Consider the following 26732-nt stretch of genomic DNA (forward strand, 5'->3'; position numbering starts at 1 on the left):
TTGTCGCGCCCACGCGGCGGTAGCCGCAAATTCAACACAGCCCCGCGCCCCTAGGGGATCGGTGTGGACCTGCATCTGGAAGTGATCGCCGCCGCAGGGCGCCGGGCGGGCCTTGAGCGCACCCTGCGGGATGCCGTGCGGGACGGGCGGCTCGCGCCCGGGGCCCTGCTTCCCGCCACTCGGCGGCTCGCCGACGAGTTGGGGGTCTCTCGGGGGACCGTGAAGGCGGCCTACGACCAGCTTGTCGCCGAGGGGTATCTCCCGCTCGGCAAGGGGCCGGCACACAGGTCGCCGCACTGCCCTCTGTGGACGCCGAACCGCCGGAGGCACACGCACGCGCGCGTGTGCCCCGGTTCGATCTGCGGCCCGGGAGCCCGGACGTGGGGACCTTCCCGGCGGACGCCTGGCTGCGGGCGCTGCGCCGGGCCATCGCGACGGCGCCCTCCCTGGCGTACGACTACGGCGATCCGCGCGGCCGGATCGAGCTGCGGACGGCGCGACGATCGCCATGGAGGACCCGGGGCTGCCCTTCCACCGGGAGGTCGTACGGCGGGCCGGCGGACGGGTCGTACCGGTGGGCGTCGACGAGCGCGGCGCCCGTGTCGAGGAGCTGGCCGCCCGGCAGAGGGTCTCGGCTGTCGTCGTCACGCCTGCCCATCAGTACCCGACCGGCGTCACCCTGCACCCGGAGCGGCGCCGGGCGCTCACCGACTGGGCACGCGCGCGTGACGGGCTGATCGTCGAGGACGACTACGACGGGGAGTTCCGGTACGACAGACAGCCCGTCGGCGCTCTTCAGGGCATGGCTCCGGGGCAGGTCGCCTATGTCGGCACAGCCTCCAAGACGCTCGGGCCCGCCCTGCGCCTGGGCTGGATGGTGCTGCCGCCCCACCTCGTCGACGCGGTCGCCGACGCCAAGCTGCACAGCGACCACCACACCGAGACCATCGGCCAGCTGGCCCTCGCCGAGCTGATCACCAGCCACGCGTACGACCGGCACGTGCGCGCGTGCCGTCTGCGGTACCGGCGCCGCCGGGACCGGCTCGTCGAGCTGCTGGGCGCCCGTCGGAACGTGCGCGGGATCGCGGCGGGGCTGCACGCCCTGGTGGAGGTGACCGACGAGGCGGCGGTCCTGGCGCGGGCCGAGGAGGCCGGGCTCGCGGTCGGGCATCTCGGGGAGCACTGGCACGCCCCAGGGGTGGCAGAAGGCCGGGCGCAGGGGCTCGTCGTGGGGTACGGGACGCCTCGGGAGCGGATGTATCCGGCGGCGCTGGAGGTGCTCGGGCGGGTTCTCGAGGGCGGCTGAGCGCGGTTTGCCCGGAGGGAAATTGGACCACTGAATAGCGCGACTATTGGGCCTGCCTATCGGTCCACCGTGCTTCTAACGTCGTCCGTATGAACAACTCCCTCGTCCCGCCCGCAGGCCCGCAGCGCGTTCTCGCCCTGGCCCAGCTGACCAACTCGGTCGGCGACGGGGCGTACTACGTCACCTCCGCCCTCTACTTCACCCACGTCGTCGGGCTCGCCCCCGCGCGTGTGGGGCTCGGGTTGACGCTCGCCTGGGCGGTCGGGTCGCTGGTCGGGGTGCCGCTGGGGAGGCTCGCCGACCGGCGTGGGGCACGCGGAACCGCCGTACTGCTGGCGCTCGCCACGGGGGCCGCGGTGGCGTCCTTCCTCGTCGTGCGGGGCTTCGTGCCGTTCGTGATCGCGGCCTGTGTCTACGCGTCCGCGCAGTCGGGGCTCGCGGCGGCCCGGCAGGCGCTGCTCGCCGGGCTGGTGACCGCCGGGGACCGGACGCGGCTGCTCGCGCACCTCCAGTCCACGCTCAACGCCGGTCTGGCGGTCGGCGCCGGGCTCGGCGGCCTCGCGCTGAACGCCGGGACGCGGGCCGCGTATCTCGGGGTGTTCGCGCTGGACGCGGTGAGTTTCCTGGTGTGCGCGGGGCTGCTGCTGCGGCTGCCGTCGGTGGCGCCCGTCGCCGTGACCAAGTCCCAGGGGCTCGGTGTGCTGCGCGACCGGCCGTACGTCGTCGTGACGCTGCTCAACACGGTGCTGCTGCTGCGTATGCCGCTGCTCAGCCTCGGTATCCCGCTGTGGATCACCGAGCGGACCGACGCTCCGGCCTGGGTCGTCTCCGCGCTGTTCATGCTCAACACAGGGGCCGTGATGGTGTTCCAGGTGCGGATGGCGCGCGGAGTGTCGGGGCTCGCGTCGGCCACGCGCGCGGTACGGCGCTCCGGGTGGGTCATGCTCGCGGCGTGCGCGGTATTCGCCCTGTCGGCGGGGCTGAGCCCCTGGGTGGCCGTCGGTGTCCTGGTGGTCGGCGCGGTGCTTCAGGTCGTCGCCGAGATGGGGCAGTCGGCGGGGTCCTGGCAGCTGTCGTTCGAGCTGGCCCCGGCCGACCGGGTCGGCGAGTACCAGGGCTTCTTCGGCACCGGCGTCACCGTGGCCCGTACCGCGGGACCCCTCGTCCTCACCACGCTGCTGGTGGGCTGGGGGACCCCCGGGTGGCTGCTGCTGGGCGGGGTCACGCTCGTGGCGTCGTACGCGATGGGGCCGGCGGCCCGGAAGGCAGCCGCCGCCGGCCCGGCGGGCGCGGCTGTCAGGCAGCCCGCGTCAGTGAGCTGACCGGCAGGGAGTCCAGGAACAGAGCCCCCGCGAAGAGGCCGGCGCTGCCGCGGGGGCTCCAGGCGCGCGCGTGGAGGTCGTCGTCGAAGGCGGTCAGGGCCGCGGCACCCGCCTGTGTGGACGTGCCGCCCGCCTCCAGGATTCCGCGGGCACCCGCCTGGACGTGGCGCAGGCCGATCGGGCCCGCCGTGTACAGCAACTCGGTGTCCTGGAGCGTCGACATGACGGTCAGGAGGGCGTCGAGGCGGGCCTGCGCCTCCGTCGCGCCGGTCGAGCGGGCGGTGGCCAGGGCGTCCAACGCGCGCCGTACGTGCGGGAATCCGGCCCTCGCCTCGCCCCGGGCGCCGGCCGCGCCGTACTTCGCGGACACCGAGGAGCCCCGGGATGGTCTGCGCGGGGCGCGTTTGTCGGGGTGGGAGGCGATGCGCTTGGCGGCTGCGGCGACGTCGAGCGCCTTCGCCCGGGGGTCCAGGGCGGCTGCCGCGACCAGCAGGCCGAGCGCCCACAGGGCTCCTCGGTGGCCGCCGCCCGCGAGCGCCACCGAGTGCTCGGTGGACCGGCCGATCGCGCCGAGTTCCGTACGGAGCCCGGGTGTCGGTTCGCCGGTGCGGCGGGCCGCGGCGGCCATCGCCGCGAGGCCGGGCGCGAGCGCCTTGGCCGACCAGCGCAGGGCGAGTTGATCCTTGCGCGTGGCGCGGGCGTCGAGATCGCGTGGGTCGGGCAGGCCCGGCTTGGGAGCCAGGGCCAGCTGCCCGGTCAGCGCGTCCACGGCGGCCAGCGCCAGCACCTCGTCCTCACGGCTGCTCATGGCCGCAGCCTACGAGGATGCCGAGGCGGATGGGGAGGCGCTGTCGGTCGGGGCGTCCGTCGGCGGCTCGCCACTCGGGGGCGTACCACCGCCGCCTCCGCCGCCGCTGCCCGCGCCGGTGTTCTCGGCGTCCGGGTCGATGCCCAGGGTGATGAAGCCCTTGTAGCCCTTGGAGACGTCCTTCTTGTGGACCGGCTTCAGGGTGAGCAGCCCGCTGGAGGAGCCGCCGCCGTCGTACACCATGTCGTTGTCGAGGGTGGTGTAGCTGCCGGAGTGCTTCGAGTAGGGCTCCAGAGCAAAGATGGCCTCGGCCGCGTCGTCGGGGAAGAACAGCTGGCCGGTGTAGTTGACCTTGCCGCCCTCGTAGGTGCCGTCCTCCTTCTGGCCGCCGGTGTGGACCTTGAGGTGGATGTGGCAGGTGCGCGGGGTGTACCAGCCGGGGAAGATCGTCTCGAACTTGACGACCCCGTTGGCGTTGGCGACCTGGTAGCCGCGCAGGCACGTGTTGTCGTCGGCGGTGGAGCCGTCCTCGCTCTCGGCGGGGGCCGAGCCGCCTGGGTTGGCAGTGGTGTAACCGGAGTAGTAGCCCCAGGCGTCGCAGTGCCAGATCTCCACGGCCGCGCCGGCGACCGGGGCGCAGGACTCGGTGGTGTCCTGGACGGTGATGCGCAGGGTCAGCGGGACACCGGACTTGCCCTCGGTGATGTCCTTTCTGACCAGCGCGTTGTCGAGGTAGTACGGCCCCTCGGTCACGCTCGACATGAGCACGCAGGCGCCGCTGCTCCCGCTCGCCGTGGCGGACGCCGTGGCGTCGGCGGTGGCCGTGGTCGTCGCCTCGTCGGCGAAGGCCGACTGGTAGCCCGCGACCACGAGCCCGCCGGCGGCGACCGTGCCTCCGGTCACCGCGAGTGCGCGGCGCCGGCTGATCGATGTGTCCTTGTGGTTTCCCGTCATGATCAGGAAATTAGGGACACCGGCCGTCAGGAATATAGGCAGGGGCTGTGAGCGGCCTGAGAATGCCAAGAAAGCTGAACGCCTGCCTTCGGATGTCCACCTTCGGGTGAAGGGGACGCCGCCTCGCACCGAGGCGACCCCGGACAAGGCGGTCGCGTGTGCCCACTCACCCGCCCGTTGGGCGTAGAAAACCCGGTCGGGGCAGAGGGGAGTGCTGGGCTTCGAAGGCCCGGCCCGAGTACGCCTTAAGTAAAATCCTGACAAAAATCTCCAGGCCGGAAATGACGGCTTCTTCCCACTGGCCTGCGGTGTTGCGCGAGAGGGGTCACCGGACCCTGCCTGCCGGTCTTGCCGACCGAGGCCACAGGATGACGGGACGAGAGACGATCGGATGATCGAATTCGCTTATGTTTAAAGCCAGTTGGTCTTCAGCGAACCGCTGGCTTGCACTGCGCGCGCGCCTGTACGCTGCCGCTCTCGACCACTGGCTGGCGGGACACCCGATGGTCCGCTCGTCGGCCAAGTGGAAGCGCGCGACAAACATTTCGTTTCGGCGTCACGTCACCGAAATGAGCGTATGCAACGCGAGTCAACTCGAATTAATCAGGTGCACGTGAGCCACTGGTGGAGGTTTGCCCACGCCGGGCCCCTATGCGGCCCCATGGACTTATGAAGAGGTTCCCATGAACGCCTCCTTTGACACCGCGGCCGAAGAACCAGGGAAGACCGCGAGCGCGGCCGGCCCGGAGCGGGTGCCCCTGGTGAGACTGGCTCGTGTCTCCGCCGGGTCGTTCGCCCTCACCCGGAACGTGTCGAACGGTAGCAACCAGCGGGGACCGGGCAGGGCCCCGGAAGGGTCCTTCCAGTCCTGCTTGTGACACGGAGACAAGGACCGACAGCACTCTCATGGGCCGCACGCCACAACCGCTGAGTCAGTTCGTTCTGAAGGTGCACAGTCGCTGTGACCTCGCTTGCGATCACTGCTATGTGTACGAGAAGGCTGACAAAAGCTGGCGCGGCAGACCGGCGGTGATTTCCGAGGAAGTCCTGGAAGTCACCGCCCGGCGCATCGCCGAGCATGCCTCCACCCACAGCTTGGACACCGTTTCCGTCGTGCTGCACGGCGGGGAACCGCTGCTCGCCGGCCGCGCCCGCCTGCGCAGGACGGCCGAGGCGTTACGTACAGCCCTGGACGGTGTGTGCGAGCTCGACCTGCGCGTCCACACCAACGGAGTAACGCTCGACCAGAGGTTCTGTGACCTCTTCGCGGAACTCGACATCAAGGTCGGCATCTCCCTGGACGGCGACAAGGCCGCCAACGATCTGCACCGCGTCTACCGCAACGGCCGCAGCAGTCACGACAAGGTCCTGCGCGCCGTGTCCCTGCTCAGCCGGCCCCGCTACCAGCACCTCTTCGCGGGCATCCTGTGCACCATCGACCTCCGCAACGACCCGGTCGCCGTGTACGACGCCCTGGCCGCCCTGGAGCCCCCTCGCATCGATTTCCTCCTGCCCCACTCGACGTGGGAGGACCCCCCGCTGCGGCTGCCCGGCGACACGTCCCCCACTCCCTACGCGGACTGGCTGCTGACCGTCCACGACCGCTGGAGCGCGGATGGCAGACCGATGGACGTGCGGATCTTCGACTCGGTGGTGCGCACCCTGCGCGGCGAGAGCAGCCTGACCGAATCGCTGGGACTGGCTCCCGCGGACCTGGCGGTGATCGAGACCGACGGGACTTTCGAACAGGCGGACTCGCTGAAGACGTCGTACGACGGCGCGCCCGCCACCGGCATGGACGTCTTCCACAACACGCTCGACGACGTGGCCGCGCATCCCGGTGTGGTCGCCCGCCAGCAAGGACTGGACGGGCTCTGCGCGACCTGCCGCACCTGCCCCGTCGTGCAGTCCTGCGGCGGCGGTCTGTACGCCCACCGGTACCGCGTCGACAACGAGTTCGACAACCCGTCCGTCTACTGCGGTGATCTCGAAGGTCTCATCGTCGGAATCCGCGACCGGGACCGGGCCGACCAGGCGACGTCGGTCAGCACCCGGGCAGCCGATCCGGCCCCTGTTCTCGCTGCCAGCCACCTCGACGAGCTGGCCGCCGGCGCCGGTGGCGGCGCGGTCGCAGATCTGTTGGTGCGCCACCAACTCGGCCTGCACCGCGAACTCCTGGCTCTGGTCTGGCAGCAGGCCCACCCCGACGCCGCCGGGGCGCGGGCATGGGAGACGCTGGCCGTCCTGGACGGGACCGCCCCCCACGTCGTGGACTCGGTCCTGGCACACCCCTACGTACGCCCCTGGGGGCTGTACTGCCTCGACGGCGACGCGACACAGGCGCGAGCGCAGGCCGCGATGCGCGGGGTGGCCGAGATCGCCGCGGTCGCGGCGCTCCTCGCCGGACAGCCAGGCACGGTCGCCGTACCGGTCGTCCACGGGGTGCTGCGGCTGCCGACGCTGGGCACGCTCGCGGTCGGCGACGCGACCGAGGCCCACGTGTCCGGCGATGCCGATGGCTTCACCGTCGAGGCCGGTGGCACGGCCTACCGAATGGAGTGGAAGGGCGTCGACGACCCCGCATGGTCCACGCGCCGACGATTCGAACTGGACGGCTGGGCGGTCGCCCTGGAGGATACGGATCCCTGGCGGAACTGCCACGACCACCCGATGCACCCCCGGCTGACCGAGCCCGAGGCCGAGGAGTGGCACACCTGTCTGAAGGCCGCCTGGGAGTGGATCCGGCGGGAACTCCCCGCCTACGCGCCGGCCATCACCGCCGAGCTCGGGGTCGTCACCCCCCTGTCGGCCCCCCCGCACACGGACAGCATCGGCTCCGTCGGCCGGGGCGTCTTCGGTGCGGTGGGCATTGCCCGGCCGGCCACACCGGAAAGCCTGGCCCTTCTCCTCGTACGCGGGTTCCAGTACGGGAGGATGAACGTACTGCTCGACCTGATGGACCTTCAGGATCCGTCCTGTGAAGCCTTGTTGACATCGCCCGGCGGTTCTGGCCCACGCCCGGCGCGAGACGTGCTGCTGGAGTCGTACGAACACATCGCGGTGATCGACTTCTGGCACGCCCGGCGGCGCGGTACGACGGGAGAGGTTGCCCGTACCGCGGACGCCTCACTCCGGCGACATCTGGACCACGCGACCGGGGCGATCGCCTGCCTGATGGCCTCCGGCACGCTCACTCCCGTCGGCTCACGGTTCGTCGCGGGGCTGCGGGAGGCGGTGCGGACGCGCGGCGGCGCGGTGCGAACGGCCGGCTGAACCGACGCGCGCGGCGCGAACCATCGAGACGGTGCCCTTCGCCCTGCTTCCGCGCGGCAGGAGCAGTTCCTACACTGGGTATCCGGTCGCGGCACACTCCGGGGGGCATGCGTGCGTGGTGACGCGAACAGTTCTAAGGGTGAACGCCCTTATTTCTTCCTCAGCTACGCGCACACTCCGAAGAACAGTTTCAGTGACGCGGACCCGAACACCTGGGTGAAGAAGCTCTACGACGGTCTGTGCGCGGACATCATGCAGATGACCTCGCTGCGGCCCGGCGCCAAGGCAGGTTTCCTGGACCAGGGCATGGCGGTCGGCGCCAAGTGGACCGACGAACTCTCCGAGAACCTGGCGCGCTGCCAGGTTTTCGTCCCGCTCTATTCACCCCGTTACTTCCTCTCTGAGCAGTGCGGTAGGGAATGGTGGGCGTTTTCCCAACGGCAGATCAACCACCGGGCGCACCACGGCGAGAACGGCGAGGGTGGGATCATCCCGGCGTTATGGGTGCCGGTGGAACCGGCACAACTCCCGCGGGCGGCACAGGACCTGCAGTTCAACCACGCGGACTTCGGCAACGACTATGCGGCCGAGGGCTTCTACGGGCTGACCAAGCTCAACTACCTCAAGTACGACTACCAGAAGGCGGTCTACCGACTTGCGCAGCGCATTGTCCGGGCCGCGCAGACCACGCAGTTGGAGGAGGGCCAGGTCTACAAACAGTACGAGTCGCTGCCGAGCGCGTTCGGGTCCGGCGGGCATGCGGCAGAGTTCGACATCTCGGTACTCGCCTGCTCCCGCACCAGCCTGCCCAACGGCCGTGTGCCGGACTACTACGGGGAGACGCCCCAGGACTGGAACCCATATCACCCGGTGTCGACCCGCCCCCTGAGCGAGCATGCCGCCGACCTCATCCGAACCATGAACTACCGGGTCAGCATCGGCGACTTCGAGAGCGACGCCGACCAGTTGCTGAGCCAGGAATCGCCGAGAGCGCCGGGCCTGGTGCTGCTGGACCGCTGGGCGCTGGACACTCCACGAGGCCAGGAGCTCATGAGACGGCTGTGCGACCGAAAGCGTCCCTGGATCAGCGTGATGGTGCCGCAGTACACAGGCGACATCCTTCCGCACGAGCGCGAGCGGCAGTTGCAGCAGCTCACCGAGCACATCCTGGCGCCCCGTCGTCACGAGAACGCGGGCCACCGGTCGCCCCGTGACGGCATCCGCTCCCTCGATGCCTTCGGCGCCGACCTGCAGAAGGCCGTCGGAATGTCCGTCGCCCACTACGAGACCCACGCGAGGACCTACCCACCGGAGGGGCCGCCGGTTCAACGCCCACGGCTGGGAGGGCCCGCGTATCCCGGCTAAGCGCGGGCCCTAGGACTCCCGGGGCCCGGACCTGTGGCCCCCCGGCACGAACTGAACGCAGGAAGAGCAAGGCCGACTAAGCGGAGGGTTTCCGATGACCGAGAACCGCAACGGCACTGTGATCACGTTCTATTCATACAAAGGTGGCACCGGCCGGACCATGGCGCTGGCGAACGTGGCCTGGATCCTGGCCGCGAACGGCCATCGGGTGCTCACCATCGACTGGGACCTCGAAGCACCGGGGCTGCACAGGTTCTTCCACCCATTTCTGAAACCCGCTCTGCTCCGGGCGACCCCGGGTCTGATCAACATCATCGACGAGTACCGCCGGGAGGCGCTGCGCGATCTGCCCGACCGGGAGCCTGACTGGCACCGCCACTACGCCCGGGTCAGGCCGCACGCCATCTCCCTCGACTGGTCCTTCCCCGAACCCGGCAGCCTCGACTTCCTCTCCGCGGGCATGCGGCACCGCGACTACCCGATCGTCGGCAACATGGACTGGGACCGCTTCTACACCAGTTACGGCGGCGGCCAGTTCTTCGACGCCATGCGCGCCGACATGCAGCGCTACTACGACTACACCCTGATCGACAGCCGCACCGGTCTGAGCGACCTGGCCGACATCTGCACCGTCCAGATGCCGAGCACCCTCGTCGTCTGTTACACCCTCAGCGACCAGAGCATCGAAGGCGCGGCCGGCGTCGCCCAGGACATCGAGGACCGGTACGGCAGCAAGGGCATCCGCATCCTGCCGGTCGCCATGCGCATCGACGACGGCGAGAAGGACAAGGTCGACGCCGGGCGCGCGCTGGCCCGGGAGCGTTTTGCCGGCCTGCCCGGCGACATGGACACCGAGCAGATGGTCGAGTACTGGGGCTCGGTGGAGATCCCGTACCGCCCCTACTACGCCTACGAGGAGATCCTTGCCGCCTTCGGAGACCCCCCGCCCAGGGTGGCCAGTTCCCTGCTGGCCGCCTGCGAGCGGCTCACCTCCGTCATCACCGACGGCCGGGCCACCACGCTGCCGCCCATCGACGACCTGAAACGCGGCGAGTATCTCGCCGTCTACACCCGGCGCCGCCCGGTACCCGCGTCCAAACTGCTGCTCTACTACGTCTCCGAGGACCGGATGTGGGTGGACTGGCTGGAAGCGGTGCTGCGCGACGCCGGTTTCGAGGTCGAGTGCCAGGACGTCCGGTCGATGACGGCAACCGAACTGGGCGCCGAGGCGGTGTCGGGCCGTAAGCACCAGGTGCTCGCCGTGGTCTCCCCGGCGTTCGACAACTCCCGCCGGGCCAGGGCCATCTGGGAGACAGCCGTGCACTCGGGCGCCACGGAGGACACCACCAAGGCGGTGTCGGTGCGGGTGGGCGACGTACAGCTCGGTCTCCCCTACGCCGGCAGGGGGGTGATCGACCTGGTCAGGCTGGACGAGGTTTCGGCCAGGCGAGTGCTCCTGACCGGTCTGGACCGGCCCGAGGCTGTCGCGTCGGTCACACACACCCATGGACAGGTTCGCTACCCCAACACCGGCACGCCCGTGTCCAACATCCAACCCCGCTATCCCTGGTTCACCGGCCGCGCCCCGATTTTGGACACCCTTCGGCGGCAACTCGTCAGCAGCGTCTCCGGGCAGCGGCTGCCGCAGGTGCTGCACGGTCTCGGCGGGGTGGGAAAGACCCAGCTGGTTCGTGAGTACGCCCACCGTTTCAAGGCGGACTACGACCTGGTGTGGTGGGTCGACGCCGAACAACCGGACCTGGTCGCCCCGAAGCTCGCCGATCTCGCCCGCCGGCTCGACCTCAACGTGGGCGACGACGTCGCCGATTCGGCCTGGGAGGCCGTCCAAGCACTCCGGGACGCGGCGCCGTACGCACGCTGGCTGCTGATCTTCGACAACGTCGAGAACCTGGACCGGATTCTGGAGAACTTTCCCGAGCAGACCGCCCCCGTCCCGGACAGCCTCTACGGCCACCTCCTGGTCACCTGCCGGGCCAAGCCCACCTCGACCCGGGTCCAGTCGGTGGAGGTGGAGGTCTTCACCAGGGACGAGAGTGTCGAGCACCTGTGCCGCCGCGTGCCCGGACTGAGTGTCGAGGACGCGGGCGAAGTCGCCGACGCGGTCGGTGACCTGCCGCTCGCCATCGAGGTCGCGGCCGCCTGGCTGGAGGCGACGGCCACACCCGTGCGGGAGTACGTCGAACAGCTCCGCGAGCAGTCCACCCAGGTGCTGTCGGTCCCGGCAGCCGCAGGCGCGGTGGAGTATCCCTCTTCCGTGGGCGCCACATGGAACATCTCCGTCGCCCGCCTGCGCGAGGAGTCCCCGGCCGCAGCCCGCCTGCTCGAACTGTGCAGCTTCTTCGCGGCGGAGCCCATCTCTATGAACCTGATCAGCAGCGATGCGATGATCAGGGCGCTGCTCCCGCACGACCAGGACCTGCGCGCCCGCTACATGCTGGGCAAGGTCACCCAGGCGCTGAACCGTTTTGCCCTGGCCAAGGTCGACGCCACCGACAACACCATCCAGGTGCACCGGCTGGTGCAGGCCGCGGTCCGCGAAAGTCTGGACGCGCAGAAGCACGAGGACACGATCCACGAGGTGCACCGGATCCTGGCGACGGCCCGGCCCGCCAAGGACACCGAGGACGCCGTGGACGACCCCGCCGAGTGGCCCAAGTTCGAGGCGATCTGGCCGCATCTGGTCCCCTCCAACGTCCGTGAGTGCTCGGAGGAGGAGCCTCGGCAGTTGATGGTCGACCGAGTCCGCTATCTGTCGAAACGCGGTGACCTGCACGCCGCCCGTCTGCTGGGCACCCAACTCAACGAGTTCTGGACCACCGAGTTCCCGGACGCCAACGACGAGCAAATCCTCAACCTACGATTCGAACTCGCCAACACGCTGCGGTTGCAGGGCGAATACCAGGACGCCTGGTCGATGGACGAGAGCACCCTCGCCCGGCAACGGGAACTGCTCTACGAGGGACACCCCAGCCTCCTCATCACCTCCGGAAGCCTGGCCGCCGACCTACGCGCGCTGGGCCGCTTCAAGGAAGCGCTCGAATTGGACCTGCGGGTCTACAACGGGTTCCGGCAGACCTTCGGCGAAGACCACAGGCGGACTCTGATCTCCGCCAACAACCTCGCCATCGACCACCGGCTCGCCGGTGACAGCGAGGCCGCCCGCCGACTCGACGACGACACCGTCCGGCGCCGCACCGTACTCCTTGGGCCGCTCCACCCGTACACCCTGACCACCAAGGCCCACTACGCCCGCGACCTGCGGGAACTGGGCGACTACAAAGCATCGGTCCAGATCCTGCGCGAGGCGCGCGAAGGCTTCGAGCAGATCCTCAACCTCTATGTGCCCCAGGTGCTCCAGGTCGACAAGAGCCTGGCGGTGTCCCTGCGCAAGGCCGGCAGCCTGACCGAGGCGCTACGGATCAGCGAGGCGACGTGGGAGACGTACGCGCGCTACCGCGACCGGTACGGCAGCACCATCCCCGACGCGCTGGCCTGCGGCCTCAACCTCGCCGCGGACCTCTTCGCGAACGACCCCGACCGCCGGGGCGCTGAACGAGCCGTCACGCTGCTCTCCGAGGTGCTGGAGGGATACAAGGAATCCTTCGGCGCCGAGCATCCCTTCACCATGCAGTGCATCAACAATCTCGCCATCTACCAACGAGGGCTGGGTGACCTGGACAAGGCGGCCGAACTCAGCGCGCAGGCCCACGCGGCCCTCACCAACGCCTTGGGCGAGACTCATCCGGCCACCCTGTGCGCCGGGATCAACCTCGCCAACGTCCACGGCGACCTAGGCCGCTACGAGGCGGCCGAGCACCTGGAACGGATGGCCGTTGCGGGACTGCGCGAGCGGTTCGGGGCCGGCCATCCGGACACACTGGTCAGCATGGCCAACCTGGCCATCACCCTGCGGGACTCGGGACGGCAGGCGGAGGCGGCCCGGCTCCGGGAAGAGGCGGAGGCCCAATTGGTGGATCACCTCGGTGAACTGCACCATGTCACCGAGTCGGTCCGTTCCTGGCACCGGGTCACCCGGGATCTGGAGCCACAACAGCTCTGACGACGGAGGGGCGGCCCTCTTCCGGGTCGCCCCGGACCACCTCACTGATGACCCGGGTCATCACCCGCAGCGCGCCGAAGTGGGCGGCGCCCGGCTCGACATCGACCCGGGCGCCAGGAATGTTCCGGCCCAGCCAGCGGGTGTGCCCGACCGGTGCGAAAATGTCGTCCTCCCCATGCCAGAGCAGCACCGGAGTGGTGATCCCTGCCACCTCGAATCCCCACCCGGTGCTGAACGCCATCACGTCGTCCACCCAGCCGTCGGCCGAGGTACGCAGACCCTCGGTGAAGTTCCGCTCCAGCATGTCCTGGATCCCGGCGTCCGCGACGATCCAACGGTCGGACTCGGGCAGTTCGGCGCGCATCTCGTCGATGGAGGCGGCGGGGTCGGCGAGGATCGACATCGAGCGGCGTCCCAGGGCCGCGGTCACGCGATGCCTGCTGATCGCTGCGTTGACGTACTCCCTCACGTTTGAATCGATCATGCCCTCGAACCAGTCGAGATCGGGAGCGTCCTGAGGGGCGAGTCCCACCAGGGCCGCCGCCCGCGTCGTCCGCTCCGGCAGCAGTGCCGCGCAGGCCAGCGCGTGCGGAGCGCCCCCCGAGCGGCCGACGACCGCGAAGCGGCCGATCCCCAGGGCGTCGGCAATGACCCTGACGTCGTCCGCTGCGGCACTCACCGTGCGTCCGGGCATGCGGTCCGAGTCCCCGTATCCCGGCCGGTCGAAGGTGATCAGACGAACGCCCATCCGGTACAGGAGCGAGGGACGAGGTGCGGGTCCCAGACGGCTGCCCGGAGTGCCGTGCAGCAGGAAGACCGGTCTGCCGTCAGGGTGCCCTCGCTGTTCCACCGACAGCCGCCGACCGTCCGCGGCACTCACCGTTCGCGGCACTGGCAGTCCCCCCTGTCACTCGCGACCGGCGCCCGGCTCGTCCGCACCCGGCGCCCCGATGGGAGCTGCGAAGACTCGACACCTCGTGTCCCGCGCATTTCCGGGTGCCTCGCGATCGGACCGTCGCCACCGGCCAGTGCCCGTCGGAGCCGTCGGGGCTCCCCTCCCGCATGTACGTGCCGTGCCGCTCGGGTACAGGGGGAGTCCGGCGAGCGCGACACAGCCGTGAAGACGCGGAGGGACACCCCTCCGGCGCCCCTGGACGGTCGGCAGTCGCCGGTGTCCCGTCACCGGCGGCGGCTGTCCTCGATGTGCTCCGGCTCCCCCATCCGGCAAGTATGCAGGCGGACGGCCGCCCCGCCCAGACCGTTTCTGGCAGAGGTTGGGACCACGGAATCACACCGCCATCAGCGGAGCGTCCTTCTGCCACTTGAGGATCTTGTCGAAGCTGACCACCGCACCGCCCCGGCCCGGCTTGTTGCCGATGGTGACGTGATCGGCGAGTTCCTCGATCAACGACAGACCCCGGCCGCTCTCCGCGTCGTACGGGACGGCGGCCACGGGCACCGGCCGGCGCGAGACCTCCGGGGCCTCGGGGACCGCCGGGCTCGCCGAGTTCGCCGGGAAGCCGGGCCCCGAGTCGGTGACCTCGATGCGGCACTTCTCCCCGTCGAGGTACGCGGTGACGCGATAGGCCCCGCGGGAGTCGTCGCCGTGCCCGGTGTGCCCGCCGTGCTCGACGGCGTTCGCACAGGCCTCGCTGAGCGCGATGGAGAGGTCGAAACAGATGTCGGGGTCGACCCCCGCGGTCTCCATGGTGCCCAGCAGCAGGCGCCGGGCGAGCGGAACGCTCGCGGCCTCACGCCGAAGATGGAGTGACCACCAGATGCTCATGCTCCAGCCTCCAGGCCGCGGCTCGACATACCTGTACGTATTGCCGCCAGTGGCGGTGTGTAAGCACGCAGTTGACGTGATGCCGCCCATACGGGGGATGCGCCTCGGGCTCCAACCGGTGTATGTAGTGCATCAACTGACAGAAGCGATCTTCCGGTTGTACATGGTTTTACCTGGCGGTAACCGGCCGTAATCCACCTTGTGGACCTGCCGTACGGGTGACGTGGGGCCAGTGCGATGATGAGCCCGCCATGACTGCCCGCCGCCGGCGCACAGCGCCCTCCGGAAGCGCCTTCCGGATGCTGAGGGCCGCGGTGTTCTCCGCGGTCTGTGTCGTGCTGGCCGGGGCCGGTCACACCCTCGCCTCCTGCGCCTCCGTTCCGCTGTGGACACTGGGCGCCGGTTTCCTCGGGGTCCTCGCGTGCGCGGCACCGCTCGCCGGACGGACCCGCTCGCTGCCGGGCATCGTCGCCCTGCTGGCCGTCGGCCAGACCGTCCTGCACACACTGTTCGGGCTGGGGCAGCACACCGCGTCGTCGGCGGTGGCCTCCACGGCGGCCACGACAGCCGTGACGGACACAGCCCTGGTCGCCCGGGCCGCCCGGCTGCTGTGCGGTGTGCCGCTCGCGGCGATCAGTCCGGCCCAGGCCCAGCGGATCCTCGCCGACGCGCGGATCGGTACGGGCGGTACAGGGGCGGGCACCGGTAGCGGTAGCGGTATGGACATGGGGTCCATGAGCCATTCGGCTGACGCCCTCGCGTCCGGCGGGTCCGTCACCTTCCCCTCCTCCCTCGTCTCCCTTCTGCCGACGCTGCCCATGCTGCTCGGTCACGTCCTCGCGGCCGTCGCCACCGGCTGGCTGCTGCGCCGAGGGGACCTGGCTCTGCTGCGGCTGATGCGGCTGTCGGCGCACGGGGTGGCCGAGGGGGCGCTCGTACGATCCCTGCGCGGGGCGCTCGCGCTGGCGCGCGCACTGCGTACTGGCCTTCCGGGTACGCCCGGTACGGCACCGCACGCACCGCGCGCGTGGACCCTCGTACCCCTCGGGCCGTCCGCCACGGAGCTCCAGCACACGGTGATCCGGCGCGGTCCGCCGGCCGCCCCGCTCGTGCTCGCCGCCTGACACGACGCGACCGCTCCCCATCGGGTGACCAGGGTCTTCGGATCCGAGGGTCCGAGTCCGAGGAAGGACCGCCGTCGTGCGGCACACGCGCGTGTGCGCCGTTTCGCACCCGCGTCCCTCTTTCCTCTTTCCTCCCCGGTCTGCCGGATCCTCTCCGGCCCGTCGGGTCGGAGCTCACTCGAAGTGGAGCGCCTTCCGCATGAAGGTTTCCCGTATCGCCGCCACCGGCGTCCTCGCCGGTGCCACCGTCCTCGTCCTGTCCGGCCCCGCCTTCGCGCACGTCAGCGTGTCGGCCGAGGGCACCGCCGCCAAGGGCGGCTACGCGACCGTCAACTTCAAGGTGCCGAACGAGCGCGACAACGCCTCGACCACCAAGCTCGAGGTCAGCTTCCCGACCGAGCACCCGCTCGCCTCGGTGATGCCGGAAGTGATCCCCGGGTGGACCGCCAAGGTCACCAAGGCGAAGTTGGCCAAGCCCCTCGAAATGCACGGCGAGAAGATCACCGAGGCCGTCTCCAAGGTCACCTGGACCGCCGACGCCGGCAAGGGCATCCAGGCAGGCTTCTTCCAGAAGTTCCCGCTGTCCCTCGGCCAGCTGCCCGAGGACACCGACGAGCTCGTCTTCAAGGCGCTCCAGACGTACTCCAACAAGGAGGTCGTCCGCTGGATCGAGGTCCAGAAGGACGGCGCCGAGGAGCCCGACAACCCCGCCCCGGTGCTCGCGCTCTCCGCCGCCACCGAGGACCACCACGGCGGCTCGGCGGCCTCTGCGGAGCCCACCGACCAGGCCGAGCAGGCTGCCGCGAAGACCACGACCACCGTCGCCGAGCCCGCCGACAGCAGCGACACCACCGCGCGCGTGCTGGGCGTCGTGGGCATCGTCGTCGGTGTCGCGGGCGTGGCGTACGGCGTGGCCGGCCGTCGCCGCACCACCGTCTGACACCCGCTCACCTCAGGTGCGCGCCGGGGCGTGCGGTTGTGCCGTACGCCCCCGGTGTCCCTTACACCCTTGGGTGCGCGCCTGACCTTCCACGAACAACACCTTCGGGAACTCTCCTTATGCGCAAGAAGCTGTTCGCCGCGTCCGCCCTGCTCGTCGCGGCCACCCTGACCCTCTCCGCCTGCGGCAGCGGCGACGACTCCAACCAGTCCGTCGCCGATGTCTCCGTCGAGGCCGGCTCCGACAAGGCAGCCACGATCCTCGACCAGCCGTTCGAGAAGCCCGACCTCGTCCTCACCGACACCCAGGGCAAGCCGTACGACCTCCGCGCGGAGACCAAGGGCCGGCCGACGCTCATCTACTTCGGCTACACCAACTGCCCCGACGTCTGCCCGCTGACGATGAGCAACATCGCCGTCGCCAAGAAGCAGCTGTCCAGGGCCGACCAGGACAAGCTCCGCATCGTGTTCGTCACCACCGACCCGAAGCGGGACACCCCGGCCGCGCTCGGCAAGTGGCTCAAGGGCATCGACCCCCAGGTGGTCGGCCTGACCGGCGACTTCGCCACGATCCAGGCGGGCGCCCGCACCCTCGGCATCTCCATCGAGCCGACGTCGAAGGACAAGAACGGCAAGACGATCTCGATGCACGGCACCCAGGTCATCGCGTTCTCCCCGAAGACCGACGGCGGCTATGTCCTGTACGGCGAGGACGCCACCGTCGACGACTACATCAAGGACCTCCCCAAGATCATCAAGGGGCAGAACCCGTGAGGCGCCTCCCCATGGTGACGGCCGCGCTGCTCACGGGGGCGCTCGCCCTCACCGCGTGCGGCGGTTCGGAATCCGGGTCCGGCGACGACAGCGACGCCGGTCTGTCCGTCGGCTCCGCCTACATGCCGCAGCCGGTCTCGGACTCCATGGCCGCCGGGTTCCTCGTCATCACCAACAAGGGCGCCGCCGGTGACGTACTCACCCGCGTCACCAGCGATGTCGCGGGCGATGTCACCGTGCACAAGACCGTCGGGCAGACCATGGAGGAGGCCGAGCGCCTAGACATCCCGGCCCACGGCGAACTGGTCCTGCAGAGCGGCGGCGACCATCTGATGTTCGAGCGGCTCAAGCGCAAGCCGCGAGAGGGCGAGAAGATCTCCGTCCAGCTGCACTTTGCCAAAACCTCGCCGATCACCGTCGAGATGCCGGTGAAGTCCGCGACGTACAACCCGAAGACCGGACACTGAGACCGAGGGAGGGATCACCGTGACACAGACCATCACCCCGCGCGTGCGGCCCCTGGTGCTGCTGTTCCTCGCGGTCGCCGCCGCGCTGCTCACCGGGCTGGCCGGCGCCGCGCCGGCCTCCGCACACGCCGCGCTCACCGGCAGCGCCCCGCAGCAGGGTGTGGTGGTCGACAAGGCCCCGACCCAGGTGACGCTGACCTTCTCCGAGAAGGTCGCGCTGTCCGACGGCGCGTTCCGCGTGCTCGACCCCAAGGGCAAGCGCGTCGACACCGGCAAGGCGACCGAGTTGAGCGGCACGACATACGGCGTCCCGCTCCACTCCGGGCTGCCCGACGGCACGTTCACCGTCGCCTACCAGGTCGTCTCGGCGGACAGCCACCCCGTCGCCGGCGCCTTCACCTTCTCCATCGGCGCCCCCTCCGTCACCTCCGTCTCGGTCTCCGACCAGACGGCGGGCGGCGGGATCGTCGGCGCCCTCTACGGCTTCGGCCGGTACGTCTCGTACGCGGGCTTCATCGTCATGGTCGGCGGCGCCGCCTTCGTCCTCGCCTGCTGGCAGCGCGGCTCCGGCGTACGGGCGCTCCAGCGGCTCGTCGTCTCCGGGTGGCTCGCGATGACCGCGGCCACACTCTCGCTGCTGCTGATGCGCGGCTCGTACACCGGCTCCGGCAAGGTCGGCGACATCTTCGACCTGGGCCTGCTCGCAGACGTCCTCCAGACCAAGACGGGCGCCGCCCTCGTCTCCCGGCTGCTGCTCCTCGCGGCCGGCGCGCTGTTCATCGCGGTCCTCTTCGGGGCGTACGCCCGGCCCGAGACGGAGTCCACAGAGGAACACGACGCCGGGGACGGAGACGGAGAGGAGCTGGACGACAGTTCCGCGAGGCGGGACCTCACCTTCGGGCTCGGCATCGGCGGCGGTGTCGTGGCGATCGGACTCGCGGCCACCTGGGCGCTGGCCGAGCACGCCTCGACCGGTCTCCAGCCCAACATCGCGATGCCGGTCGACGTGCTCCACCTGATCGCTGTCGCCGTCTGGCTCGGCGGACTCGCGGCGCTCCTGGTCGCACTGTTCCGGGCGCCCGCCGACGCCCCGATCGAGGGTTCGGCCGTACGCCGTTTCTCGCGCGTCGCCTTCGGCAGTGTGCTGACGCTGGTCGCGACCGGCGTCTACCAGTCCTGGCGCCAGCTCGGCTCCTGGTCGGCGCTCACCGACACCTGGTACGGACAGCTACTGCTCATCAAGATCGGGCTGGTGGTCGTCCTCGTCGGCATCGCCTACATCTCGCGCCGCTGGACCAGCCAGCTGCCGGAGACCGCCGCGGCCGAGGCGGCGGCGGGTACGGAGGGTACGGAGAGTGCTGAGGACCAGGCCGACGATCCCGAGAAGGAACCGGTCGCCGCAGCCGCCAAGGGCGGGGGTGCCAAGCGGGCCGCCCAGCTCGCCCGGCAGCGCGCCGCCGTCGACACCGCGCGGCTGAAGCGGCTGCGCAACGCCGACCCTCTGCGCTCGGGGCTGCGCCGCTCGGTGCTCGCCGAGGCGGGCGTCGCCGTCGTACTGCTCGCCGTCACAACCGTGCTGACGTCCACCGAGCCGGGCCGTACGGAGGAGGAGGCCAAGGCCGCCACCTCGACGTCGTCCTCCTCGTCGTCCTCTTCCTCCTCGGACTCGGACGGGACAGGCGCGCTGACCCTGGACATGCCCTTCGACACCGGCGGCCAGGACGGCAAGGGCCTCGTGCGGCTCGACATCAACCCCGCCCGCGTCGGCGGCAACGTCATGCACGTGTACGTGGAGCGGCCCAACGGCAGGGCGTTCGACGTGCCCGAGGTGAAGGTCGCCTTCACCCTCACCGCCAAGAGCATCGGGCCGCTGCCCGTGAACCCGGACCGCGTCGCCACCGGACACTGGACGGCGAACGAGGTCCAGATCCCCATGGCCGGCGACTGGAAGATCGCCGTGACCGTGCGGACCTCCGACATCGACCAAGTGACCGTCGACAAGAACGCGCAGATCGGCTGAATCGCACCATGGCTGACCAGTCCACCAAGGAAAACAAGAAGGAAAAGGCCGTGGGAAGCGACCAGGAGAACGGCGAGCACGGCATCTCGCGTCGACGGCTGCTTGGCACCGCCGGCGCCACCGGGCTCGCGCTCGGTGCGGCGGGCGGGGCCACCGGCTATGCCGTCGGCTCCTCCGACGACTCCGGCTCCTCCTCCGGCGCCTCCAGCCCGTCCCCGGCGCTCACTTCGGTGGGCGCGGACATGGCAATGTTTCACGGGAAACATCAGCCGGGCATCACCGAGGGCCTCCAGGCCAGCGGCCATCTCGTCGCCTTCGACCTGGCGGCCGGCGCCGGCCGCACCCAGGCCGCCGCGCTGCTGCGCCGCTGGTCCGACACCGCCCAGCGGCTCATGGCGGGCGAAGCCGCCGCGCACGACGACACAGATGTCGCCCGGGACGCGGGCCCCTCGTCCCTGACCGTCACCTTCGGCTTCGGATACGGCTTCTTCGCCCGCACCGGCCTGGAGAAGCAGCGCCCGGTCGCGCTCGATCCGCTGCCCGAGTTCTCCTCCGACCACCTCGACAAGGCCCGCAGCAACGGCGATCTGTGGGTGCAGATCGGCGCCAACGACGCCCTGGTCGCCTTCCACGCCCTTCGCGCGATCCAGCAGGACGCGGGCAGCGCAGCCAGGGTCCGCTGGCAGATGAACGGCTTCAACCGGTCGCCGGGCGTCACCGGCCGGCCGATGACCGCCCGCAACCTGATGGGCCAGATGGACGGCACCCGCAACCCGAAGCCGTCCGAGGCCGACTTCGACAAGCGCATCTTCGTGCCCGCCTCCGGCGAACCGTCCTGGATGGCGAACGGCTCCTACGCCGTCGTACGCCGTATCCGCATGCTTCTCGACGACTGGGAGCAGCTGTCGGTCAAGCAGCAGGAGGACGTCGTCGGGCGGAAGAAGTCGAACGGGGCGCCGCTCAGCGGCGGTTCCGAGACGACCGCGATGGACCTGGAGAAGGTCGACGCCAACGGCGATCTGGTGGTCCCCATCAACGCGCACTCCCGGATCACCCGCCCCGACGAGAACGGGGGCGCGGCCATCCTGCGGCGCCCGTTCTCCTTCCACGACGGGATCGGAGCGGACGGGACGCCCGACGCGGGACTCCTCTTCGTCTGCTGGCAGGCCGACCCGCTGCGCGGTTTCGTCCCCGTCCAGCGCAAGCTCGACCGGGGCGACGCGCTGTCGCAGTTCATCCGCCACGAGTCGAGCGGCCTGTTCGCGGTACCGGGCGGGGCGGGCGAGGGGGAGTACGTGGGGCAGCGGCTGCTTGAGGGGTGACGCGCGGCCGGTTCCCAGGCGGTGTCCGGGGCCACAAGCACGCTTGCTGGGCCCCTGTCACCCCTTGGAGCGGCAGGGCCGGGAAGCGCGCACCGGGTTCTGCAAGGGCCATTAGGGTGAGGTCATGCCAGCCAGCTACGCGTATCTCGGCCCCGAGGGCACCTTCACCGAGGTTGCCCTGCGCACGCTTCCGGAGACGGCCACCCGAGAGCTGATTCCGATGGTGTCCGTGCCCGCCACGCTCGACGCGGTGCGCAGCGGTGAGGTCGAGGCCGCGTTCGTGCCGATCGAGAACTCCGTCGAGGGCGGTATCACCACCACGCTCGACGAACTGGTCGCGGGCTCCCCGCTGATGATCTACCGCGAGGTGCTGCTGTCGATCACCTTCGCGCTGCTGGTCAGACCGGGCACCAAGCTGTCGGAGATCAAGACCGTCACCGCCCATCCGGCCGCGCAGTCCCAGATCCGCAACTGGATGAAGGTCAACCTCCCGGACGTGGTCTGGGAGTCGTCCGCCTCGAACGCGGACGGTGCCCGGCTGGTGCAGGAAGGCCGCTACGACGCCGCCTTCGCGGGTGAGTTCGCCGCCGCCCGGTACGGCCTCACCGCGCTGGAGACGGGCATCCACGACGCGGAGAACGCGCAGACGCGGTTCGTCCTGGTGGGCAGGCCCGCCCGGCCCGCCGCACCGACCGGCGCCGACAAGACGTCCGTCGTCATCTGGCAGCGCGACGACCACCCCGGTGGACTGCGTGATCTGCTGGGCGAGTTCGCGGTGCGGGGCGTCAACCTGATGCTGCTCCAGTCCCGGCCGACCGGGCAGGGCATCGGCAACTACTGCTTCGCCATTGACGCCGAGGGCCACATCTCCGACCGGAAGGTCGCCGAGGCGCTCATGGGGCTGAGGCGGATCTGTCTCAAGGTGCGGTACCTGGGTTCGTACCCGCGTGCGGACATCGGCGTCGAGGACGTGCGGGCGCCCCTGCCGGGGACGTCCGACGAGGAGTTCGTGACGGCCGCCGACTGGGTGGCCCGTTGCCAGGACGGCCGCTTCTAGCCGGTCCGTCAGCCCTTCCGCTGGCCTTCCGGCCGGTCTGCGGTCCGGTGCTACCAGCCGATTTCCGTTATCCACAGAAGTTATCCACAGGCTGGCTTCTCGACCTGGGGACAAGTCGACAACGGAACACCGGCCTGTCGACAAATCGCCCTACGGGCCGTCGACTCGTCCACAGCCCGGCATGCCACCCTTCGTCCACTCGTTTCCCTGGCGTAACCCCCGGGGGTTACGCATTTCCACTCGAAAGTGGGCGTTAGGGTGGTTTGCTTCGGGAATTGGCCATCTCGCGGACACCTTTCGAAACGATCACTTCAGTAATCCACAGATCTTTCGCACAGCCTGTGGATAACTTTCCCCGGGTGTGGATTACTGTGGACGACCCCGCCCCCAAGTCCCCTTCACCGCAAGGGATTCGAGTCAACCAGGCACTGCCGCCCGACTCGTTCAGGGAAACCGGCCACCTTTCTTTGACGCCCGTCCGATACATCAACATTTCGGGCAAATGGCTACACAAGGTGTGTATGGAAATACCGAGTAGTGAGCGTCGACCCGGCACCGGTAGCCTTGGAGGGTGATTGACCTTCGCCTGCTCCGTGAGGACCCCGACCGTGTGCGCGCTTCGCAGCGCGCCCGTGGAGAGGACGTCGCGCTCGTCGACGCTCTCCTGTCCGCCGACGAGCGGCGCAGGTCGTCCGGCGCCCGCTTCGACGAGCTGCGTTCCGAGCAGAGGGCGCTCGGCAAGCTGATCCCCAGGGCCTCGGGCGACGAGAAGGCCGAGCTGCTGGCGAAGGCCGGGCAGCTCTCCGCCGACGTCAAGGCGGCCGACGCCGAGCAGCACGAGGCGGACGAGGAGGCCAAGAAGCTGCTCGTCCAGCTCGGCAACCTGGTCCACCCGGACGTCCCCGTAGGCGGCGAGGAGGACTTCGTCGTCCTGGAGACGCACGGCACGATCCGCGACTTCGGCGCCGAGGGCTTCGAGCCCAAGGACCACCTGGAGCTGGGCGAGGCGCTGGGCGCCATCGACGTCGAACGTGGCGCGAAGGTCTCCGGCTCGCGCTTCTACTACCTCACCGGTGTCGGCGCGCTCCTCGAGCTCGCCCTCGTCAACGCGGCGATCGCGCAGGCCACGGAGGCCGGCTTCATCCCGATGCTGACCCCGGCGCTGGTCCGCCCGCGCGCGATGGAGGGCACCGGCTTCCTCGGCCAGGCCGCGGAGAACGTGTACCACCTGGAGAAGGACGACTACTACCTGGTCGGCACCTCCGAGGTCCCCCTCGCCGCGTACCACATGGACGAGATCCTCGACGCCGACAAGCTGCCGCTGCGCTACGCCGGCTTCTCGCCGTGCTTCCGCCGCGAGGCCGGCACCTACGGCAAGGACACCCGGGGCATCTTCCGCGTGCACCAGTTCGACAAGGTCGAGATGTTCTCGTACGTCAACCCCGAGGACGCCGAGAACGAGCACCAGCGTCTCCTGGACTGGGAGAAGCAGTGGCTGACCGCCCTCGAACTGCCCTTCCAGGTCATCGACGTGGCCTCGGGCGACCTGGGCGCCTCCGCCTCGCGCAAGTTCGACTGCGAGGCGTGGATCCCGACCCAGGGCAAGTACCGCGAGCTGACGTCGGCCTCCAACTGCGACAGCTTCCAGGCCCGGCGCCTGTCCGTGCGGATGCGCGACACCAGCGACGGCAAGAACAGGGTCCAGCCGCTCTCGACGCTGAACGGCACGCTGTGCGCCGTACCGCGCACGATCGTGGCGATCCTGGAGAACCACCAGCTGGCCGACGGCTCGGTGCGCGTACCCGAGATGCTGCGCCCGTATCTCGGCGGCCGGGAGCTGCTGGAGCCGGTCGCCAAGTGACCGACGCCGCTGGGTCGTTCCCGTACCGGCTCGTCGCGACCGATCTCGACGGAACGCTCCTGCGCTCCGACGACTCGGTCTCGGCGCGCACCCGCGAGGCACTCGCCGCAGCCACCGCGGCGGGCGCCGCGCACATCGTCGTCACCGGCCGGGGGGTGCGCTGGACGCGGCACGTCCTCGATGAACTGGGCTACGAGGGACTCGCGGTCTGCGGCCAGGGCGCACAGGTCTACGACGTAGGGGCGCATCGCCTGCTGACGTCGATCACCCTGGACCGGCAGCTGGCCTCGCTCGCGCTGGCGAAGATCGAGGCGGAGGTCGGCCCGCTGTTCCTCGCGGCGAGCCGGGCGGGCCTCGACGGCGAGGTGTTGATCGGGCCGGGCTACGAGAGCGTGGGCTCGCTGCCCTTCGTCCCGCTCACGGAACCGTCGGACCTCTGGACCGAGCCGCTGGGCAAGATCTACATCCAGCATCCGACCCTGTCCACCGACGAGCTCACCGAGGTCGCCGCCCGGACCGCGGGCGGCTTCGTCACGGTCACCATGGCCGGCGAGGGGATCGTCGAACTCCTCCCCCTGGGCCTGACCAAGGCGAAGGGGCTGTCCCTGGCGGCCCGCCGGCTCGGCCTGAAGTCCGCGGACACGATCGCCTTCGGCGACATGCCCAACGACATCCCGATGCTCAACTGGGCGGCACGCGGGGTGGCGATGGCCAACGCCCACGCCGAACTGCGGGCGGTGGCGGACGAGGTGACGTCGTCGAACGACGAGGACGGCATCGCGGTGGTGCTGGAGCGGTTGCTGGCGTAGGCCCCTGCGGGGCTGGGCCGGGGGTCTGGGAGGACGGCCCGCGCGGAGTGAATCGCGCGCTCGAAGTGGCCGCCCCGGGCAGCTCCCCCCGCAAGGCGGGCCCGCCGGAGGTAGTGACTGCTCCGGAACCCGCCGCGGGCTGCCCTGAAGGAAGCCGCGCGGACCGCCGTGCATCGGCGTCGCCCGGCTCCACTCCCAGTACCCGACCCAGAACACCGGACAGATCCGGCGTACTGGACACAACTACTGTGCCTGTACGCCGAGTCGGGCGCCACCGAATAAACCGGCGAACGGGTTCCGGGGCGGTGGACCGGAACGTCCACCGCCTGCCCTACTTGCGGCGCCACCTGCGGCGACGCGACTTGCTGAAGAACCAGCCCGCCGGGGGTTCGTCCGACCGCCAGGGCTGCGGCTCAGGTGTCTCGTTCCGCCACCGCGCTGTCAGCATCCGGGCACGGGCGGACGGTTCGGCGGTTTCGGCAGAGCGTATGAAGTCCTCGTCGAGGACCAACTCGTCCCAGGTCTCCTCGGAGACCTTCCCATAGGCCTCCCCGGACTCTGCCGGTCCGTCACCCTGGCCCCGGCCGTGCCCCTGGCCCCGTACTGCCTTGCCTGCCATCCCCGTCCTCCTCGCCCAGCGTCCCGCGTCCCCGTTTGTCCAGTGTGCCCGGGCACGTGTGAAGTCCCTGTCAGAAATCCCTGTCAAGAGCGGGCCGCGCGCCCGGGGTCGGTCCGCCTACTCGTCGCCGGTGGGTGTCAGCGTGCGCAGCTTCTGGCCGGCGTACCAGGTGGCGAGGACGGTGACCGCGATCAGCAGGACTGTCGCCGTGGTCAGGCCGACGTCCGAGGTGATCAGCTCGCCGCCGGTGACCTTGTGGCCGACGGCGAGGGCCCACTGCTGGACGCTCAGTGTGCGCGCCCCGGGCACCAGGGAGCCGAACAGTGCCTCCCAGACCAGGGCGTAGACGAGCCCGAAGACCACGGCGTGCCGGGACACCGTGCCGAGCAGCAGGAAGAGCGCGGCATAGGCGATGGAGGCGACCAGTGCGGCGACCGTGTAGGAGACGGCGACCTGCTGGCCGTTGCCGTTGAGGATGAGGCCGGCGATGAACGTCGGCACCGCCGAGAACGCCATGGTGACGCCGATCGCGACGATCAGCTTGGTGTAGATGATCTTGTTTCGCTTGAGCGGCTTCGCGAGCAGGTAGACGACGGAGCCGTCGTCGATCTCCGGGCCGATCGCGCCGGTGCCCGCGATGACGCCGATGAGCGGCACCATCGTGGCGAGGGCGAGGCCGCCCAGCACGTCGGCCGCCGTCTGGTCGTCGGCGCCGACAAGGAGGCGTACGACGACGGCGATCACGATGAGCAGCAGGGGCAGCGCGCCCAGGATGAGGGCCCGGCGGCGGCCGAGCAGGGCCCGGTAGGTGAGCCGGGCGACTGTGGGGTCGTACATTTTCGGCC

At 70.1% G+C, this 26732-nt stretch carries 19 protein-coding genes and 1 pseudogene; 14 read left to right on the forward strand and 6 right to left on the reverse strand.

All coding sequences use genetic code 11. The features are described from left to right. The first annotated feature begins 63 nt into the window (after window positions 1-63). Window positions 64-1306 (forward strand): annotated as a pseudogene (locus G3I56_RS08350) (PLP-dependent aminotransferase family protein). Window positions 1307-1395: 89 nt separating this feature from the next. Continuing rightward, window positions 1396-2628, forward strand: coding sequence for an MFS transporter (locus G3I56_RS08355; RefSeq protein WP_164408262.1), 1233 nt, complete (start codon window positions 1396-1398; stop codon window positions 2626-2628). Here the strand turns inward: G3I56_RS08355 and G3I56_RS08360 are convergent. Next, a complete protein-coding gene (locus G3I56_RS08360) occupies window positions 2603-3436 on the reverse strand; it encodes a triphosphoribosyl-dephospho-CoA synthase (RefSeq protein ID WP_164408263.1) in 834 nt (277 codons plus the stop codon). The two genes, G3I56_RS08355 and G3I56_RS08360, sit on opposite strands and share 26 nt — an antisense overlap. A gap of 9 nt (window positions 3437-3445) precedes the next feature. Continuing rightward, complete coding sequence (locus G3I56_RS08365; protein WP_203689474.1) at window positions 3446-4390, reverse strand: intradiol ring-cleavage dioxygenase; 945 nt, start codon at window positions 4388-4390, stop codon at window positions 3446-3448. Window positions 4391-5296: 906 nt separating this feature from the next. Here G3I56_RS08365 and G3I56_RS08370 point away from each other — a divergent pair. The 3 genes from G3I56_RS08370 to fxsT all read left to right on the forward strand — a co-directional run bounded on the left by G3I56_RS08370 (window position 5297) and on the right by fxsT (window position 13109). Next, window positions 5297-7663 carry an FxsB family cyclophane-forming radical SAM/SPASM peptide maturase gene (locus G3I56_RS08370; protein ID WP_164408264.1) on the forward strand — a complete coding sequence of 789 codons (2367 nt, stop codon included), beginning with the start codon at window positions 5297-5299 and terminating at the stop codon, window positions 7661-7663. A gap of 111 nt (window positions 7664-7774) precedes the next feature. Beyond that, a complete protein-coding gene (locus G3I56_RS44990) occupies window positions 7775-9028 on the forward strand; it encodes a TIR-like protein FxsC (protein WP_164408265.1) in 1254 nt (417 codons plus the stop codon). Window positions 9029-9122: 94 nt separating this feature from the next. After that, window positions 9123-13109: an FxSxx-COOH system tetratricopeptide repeat protein gene (gene fxsT / locus G3I56_RS08380; RefSeq protein ID WP_164408266.1), complete on the forward strand. Its 3987-nt coding sequence runs from the start codon at window positions 9123-9125 to the stop codon at window positions 13107-13109. Here the strand turns inward: fxsT and G3I56_RS08385 are convergent. Both G3I56_RS08385 and G3I56_RS08390 read right to left on the reverse strand, forming a co-directional pair. Continuing rightward, window positions 13078-14001, reverse strand: coding sequence for an alpha/beta hydrolase (locus tag G3I56_RS08385; protein ID WP_164408267.1), 924 nt, complete (start codon window positions 13999-14001; stop codon window positions 13078-13080). The genes fxsT and G3I56_RS08385 overlap by 32 nt on opposite strands. A 396-nt stretch (window positions 14002-14397) precedes the next feature. Then, the gene (locus G3I56_RS08390) at window positions 14398-14895 is read right to left on the reverse strand and encodes an ATP-binding protein (RefSeq protein ID WP_164408268.1); all 498 of its coding nucleotides are present in this window, start codon (window positions 14893-14895) and stop codon (window positions 14398-14400) included. A 251-nt stretch (window positions 14896-15146) separates the two neighbouring features. On the opposite strand from G3I56_RS08390, the gene G3I56_RS08395 reads away from it, so the two are divergent. The 9 genes from G3I56_RS08395 (at window position 15147) to G3I56_RS08435 (ending at window position 25268) form a co-directional block, all read left to right on the forward strand. Further along, window positions 15147-16019 carry a hypothetical protein gene (locus G3I56_RS08395; protein WP_164408269.1) on the forward strand — a complete coding sequence of 291 codons (873 nt, stop codon included), beginning with the start codon at window positions 15147-15149 and terminating at the stop codon, window positions 16017-16019. Between the two features lie 199 nt (window positions 16020-16218). After that, the gene (locus G3I56_RS08400) at window positions 16219-16959 is read left to right on the forward strand and encodes a YcnI family protein (RefSeq protein ID WP_164408270.1); all 741 of its coding nucleotides are present in this window, start codon (window positions 16219-16221) and stop codon (window positions 16957-16959) included. Between the two features lie 119 nt (window positions 16960-17078). After that, a complete protein-coding gene (locus tag G3I56_RS08405) occupies window positions 17079-17732 on the forward strand; it encodes an SCO family protein (protein WP_164408271.1) in 654 nt (217 codons plus the stop codon). A gap of 11 nt (window positions 17733-17743) precedes the next feature. After that, complete coding sequence (locus tag G3I56_RS08410) at window positions 17744-18199, forward strand: copper chaperone PCu(A)C (protein ID WP_164408507.1); 456 nt, start codon at window positions 17744-17746, stop codon at window positions 18197-18199. A gap of 19 nt (window positions 18200-18218) precedes the next feature. Next, window positions 18219-20219 (forward strand): copper resistance protein CopC/CopD, encoded by a 2001-nt coding sequence (locus G3I56_RS08415; RefSeq protein ID WP_164408272.1) that lies wholly within the window; start codon window positions 18219-18221, stop codon window positions 20217-20219. Between the two features lie 8 nt (window positions 20220-20227). Next, window positions 20228-21541, forward strand: coding sequence for an iron uptake transporter deferrochelatase/peroxidase subunit (gene efeB, locus G3I56_RS08420; RefSeq protein ID WP_164408273.1), 1314 nt, complete (start codon window positions 20228-20230; stop codon window positions 21539-21541). Between the two features lie 124 nt (window positions 21542-21665). Continuing rightward, the gene (pheA, locus tag G3I56_RS08425) at window positions 21666-22598 is read left to right on the forward strand and encodes a prephenate dehydratase (RefSeq protein WP_055534628.1); all 933 of its coding nucleotides are present in this window, start codon (window positions 21666-21668) and stop codon (window positions 22596-22598) included. Between the two features lie 571 nt (window positions 22599-23169). Beyond that, window positions 23170-24459: a serine--tRNA ligase gene (gene serS, locus G3I56_RS08430; RefSeq protein ID WP_164408274.1), complete on the forward strand. Its 1290-nt coding sequence runs from the start codon at window positions 23170-23172 to the stop codon at window positions 24457-24459. Beyond that, window positions 24456-25268, forward strand: coding sequence for an HAD family hydrolase (locus G3I56_RS08435; RefSeq protein ID WP_164408275.1), 813 nt, complete (start codon window positions 24456-24458; stop codon window positions 25266-25268). The genes serS and G3I56_RS08435 overlap by 4 nt, the downstream gene beginning before the upstream one ends. 331 nt (window positions 25269-25599) lie before the next feature. Here the strand turns inward: G3I56_RS08435 and G3I56_RS43665 are convergent, their stop codons facing one another. Together G3I56_RS43665 and G3I56_RS08445 are read right to left on the reverse strand one after the other, a co-directional pair. After that, the gene (locus G3I56_RS43665; RefSeq protein ID WP_239134780.1) at window positions 25600-25887 is read right to left on the reverse strand and encodes a hypothetical protein; all 288 of its coding nucleotides are present in this window, start codon (window positions 25885-25887) and stop codon (window positions 25600-25602) included. Window positions 25888-26004: 117 nt separating this feature from the next. Beyond that, window positions 26005-26724 (reverse strand): ABC transporter permease subunit, encoded by a 720-nt coding sequence (locus G3I56_RS08445; protein WP_164408276.1) that lies wholly within the window; start codon window positions 26722-26724, stop codon window positions 26005-26007. Window positions 26725-26732: the final 8 nt, after the last annotated feature.

Origin of the sequence: Streptomyces sp. SID12488, from assembly GCF_010548275.1 — a bacterium.
Taxonomy (GTDB): Bacteria; Actinomycetota; Actinomycetes; order Streptomycetales; family Streptomycetaceae; genus Streptomyces.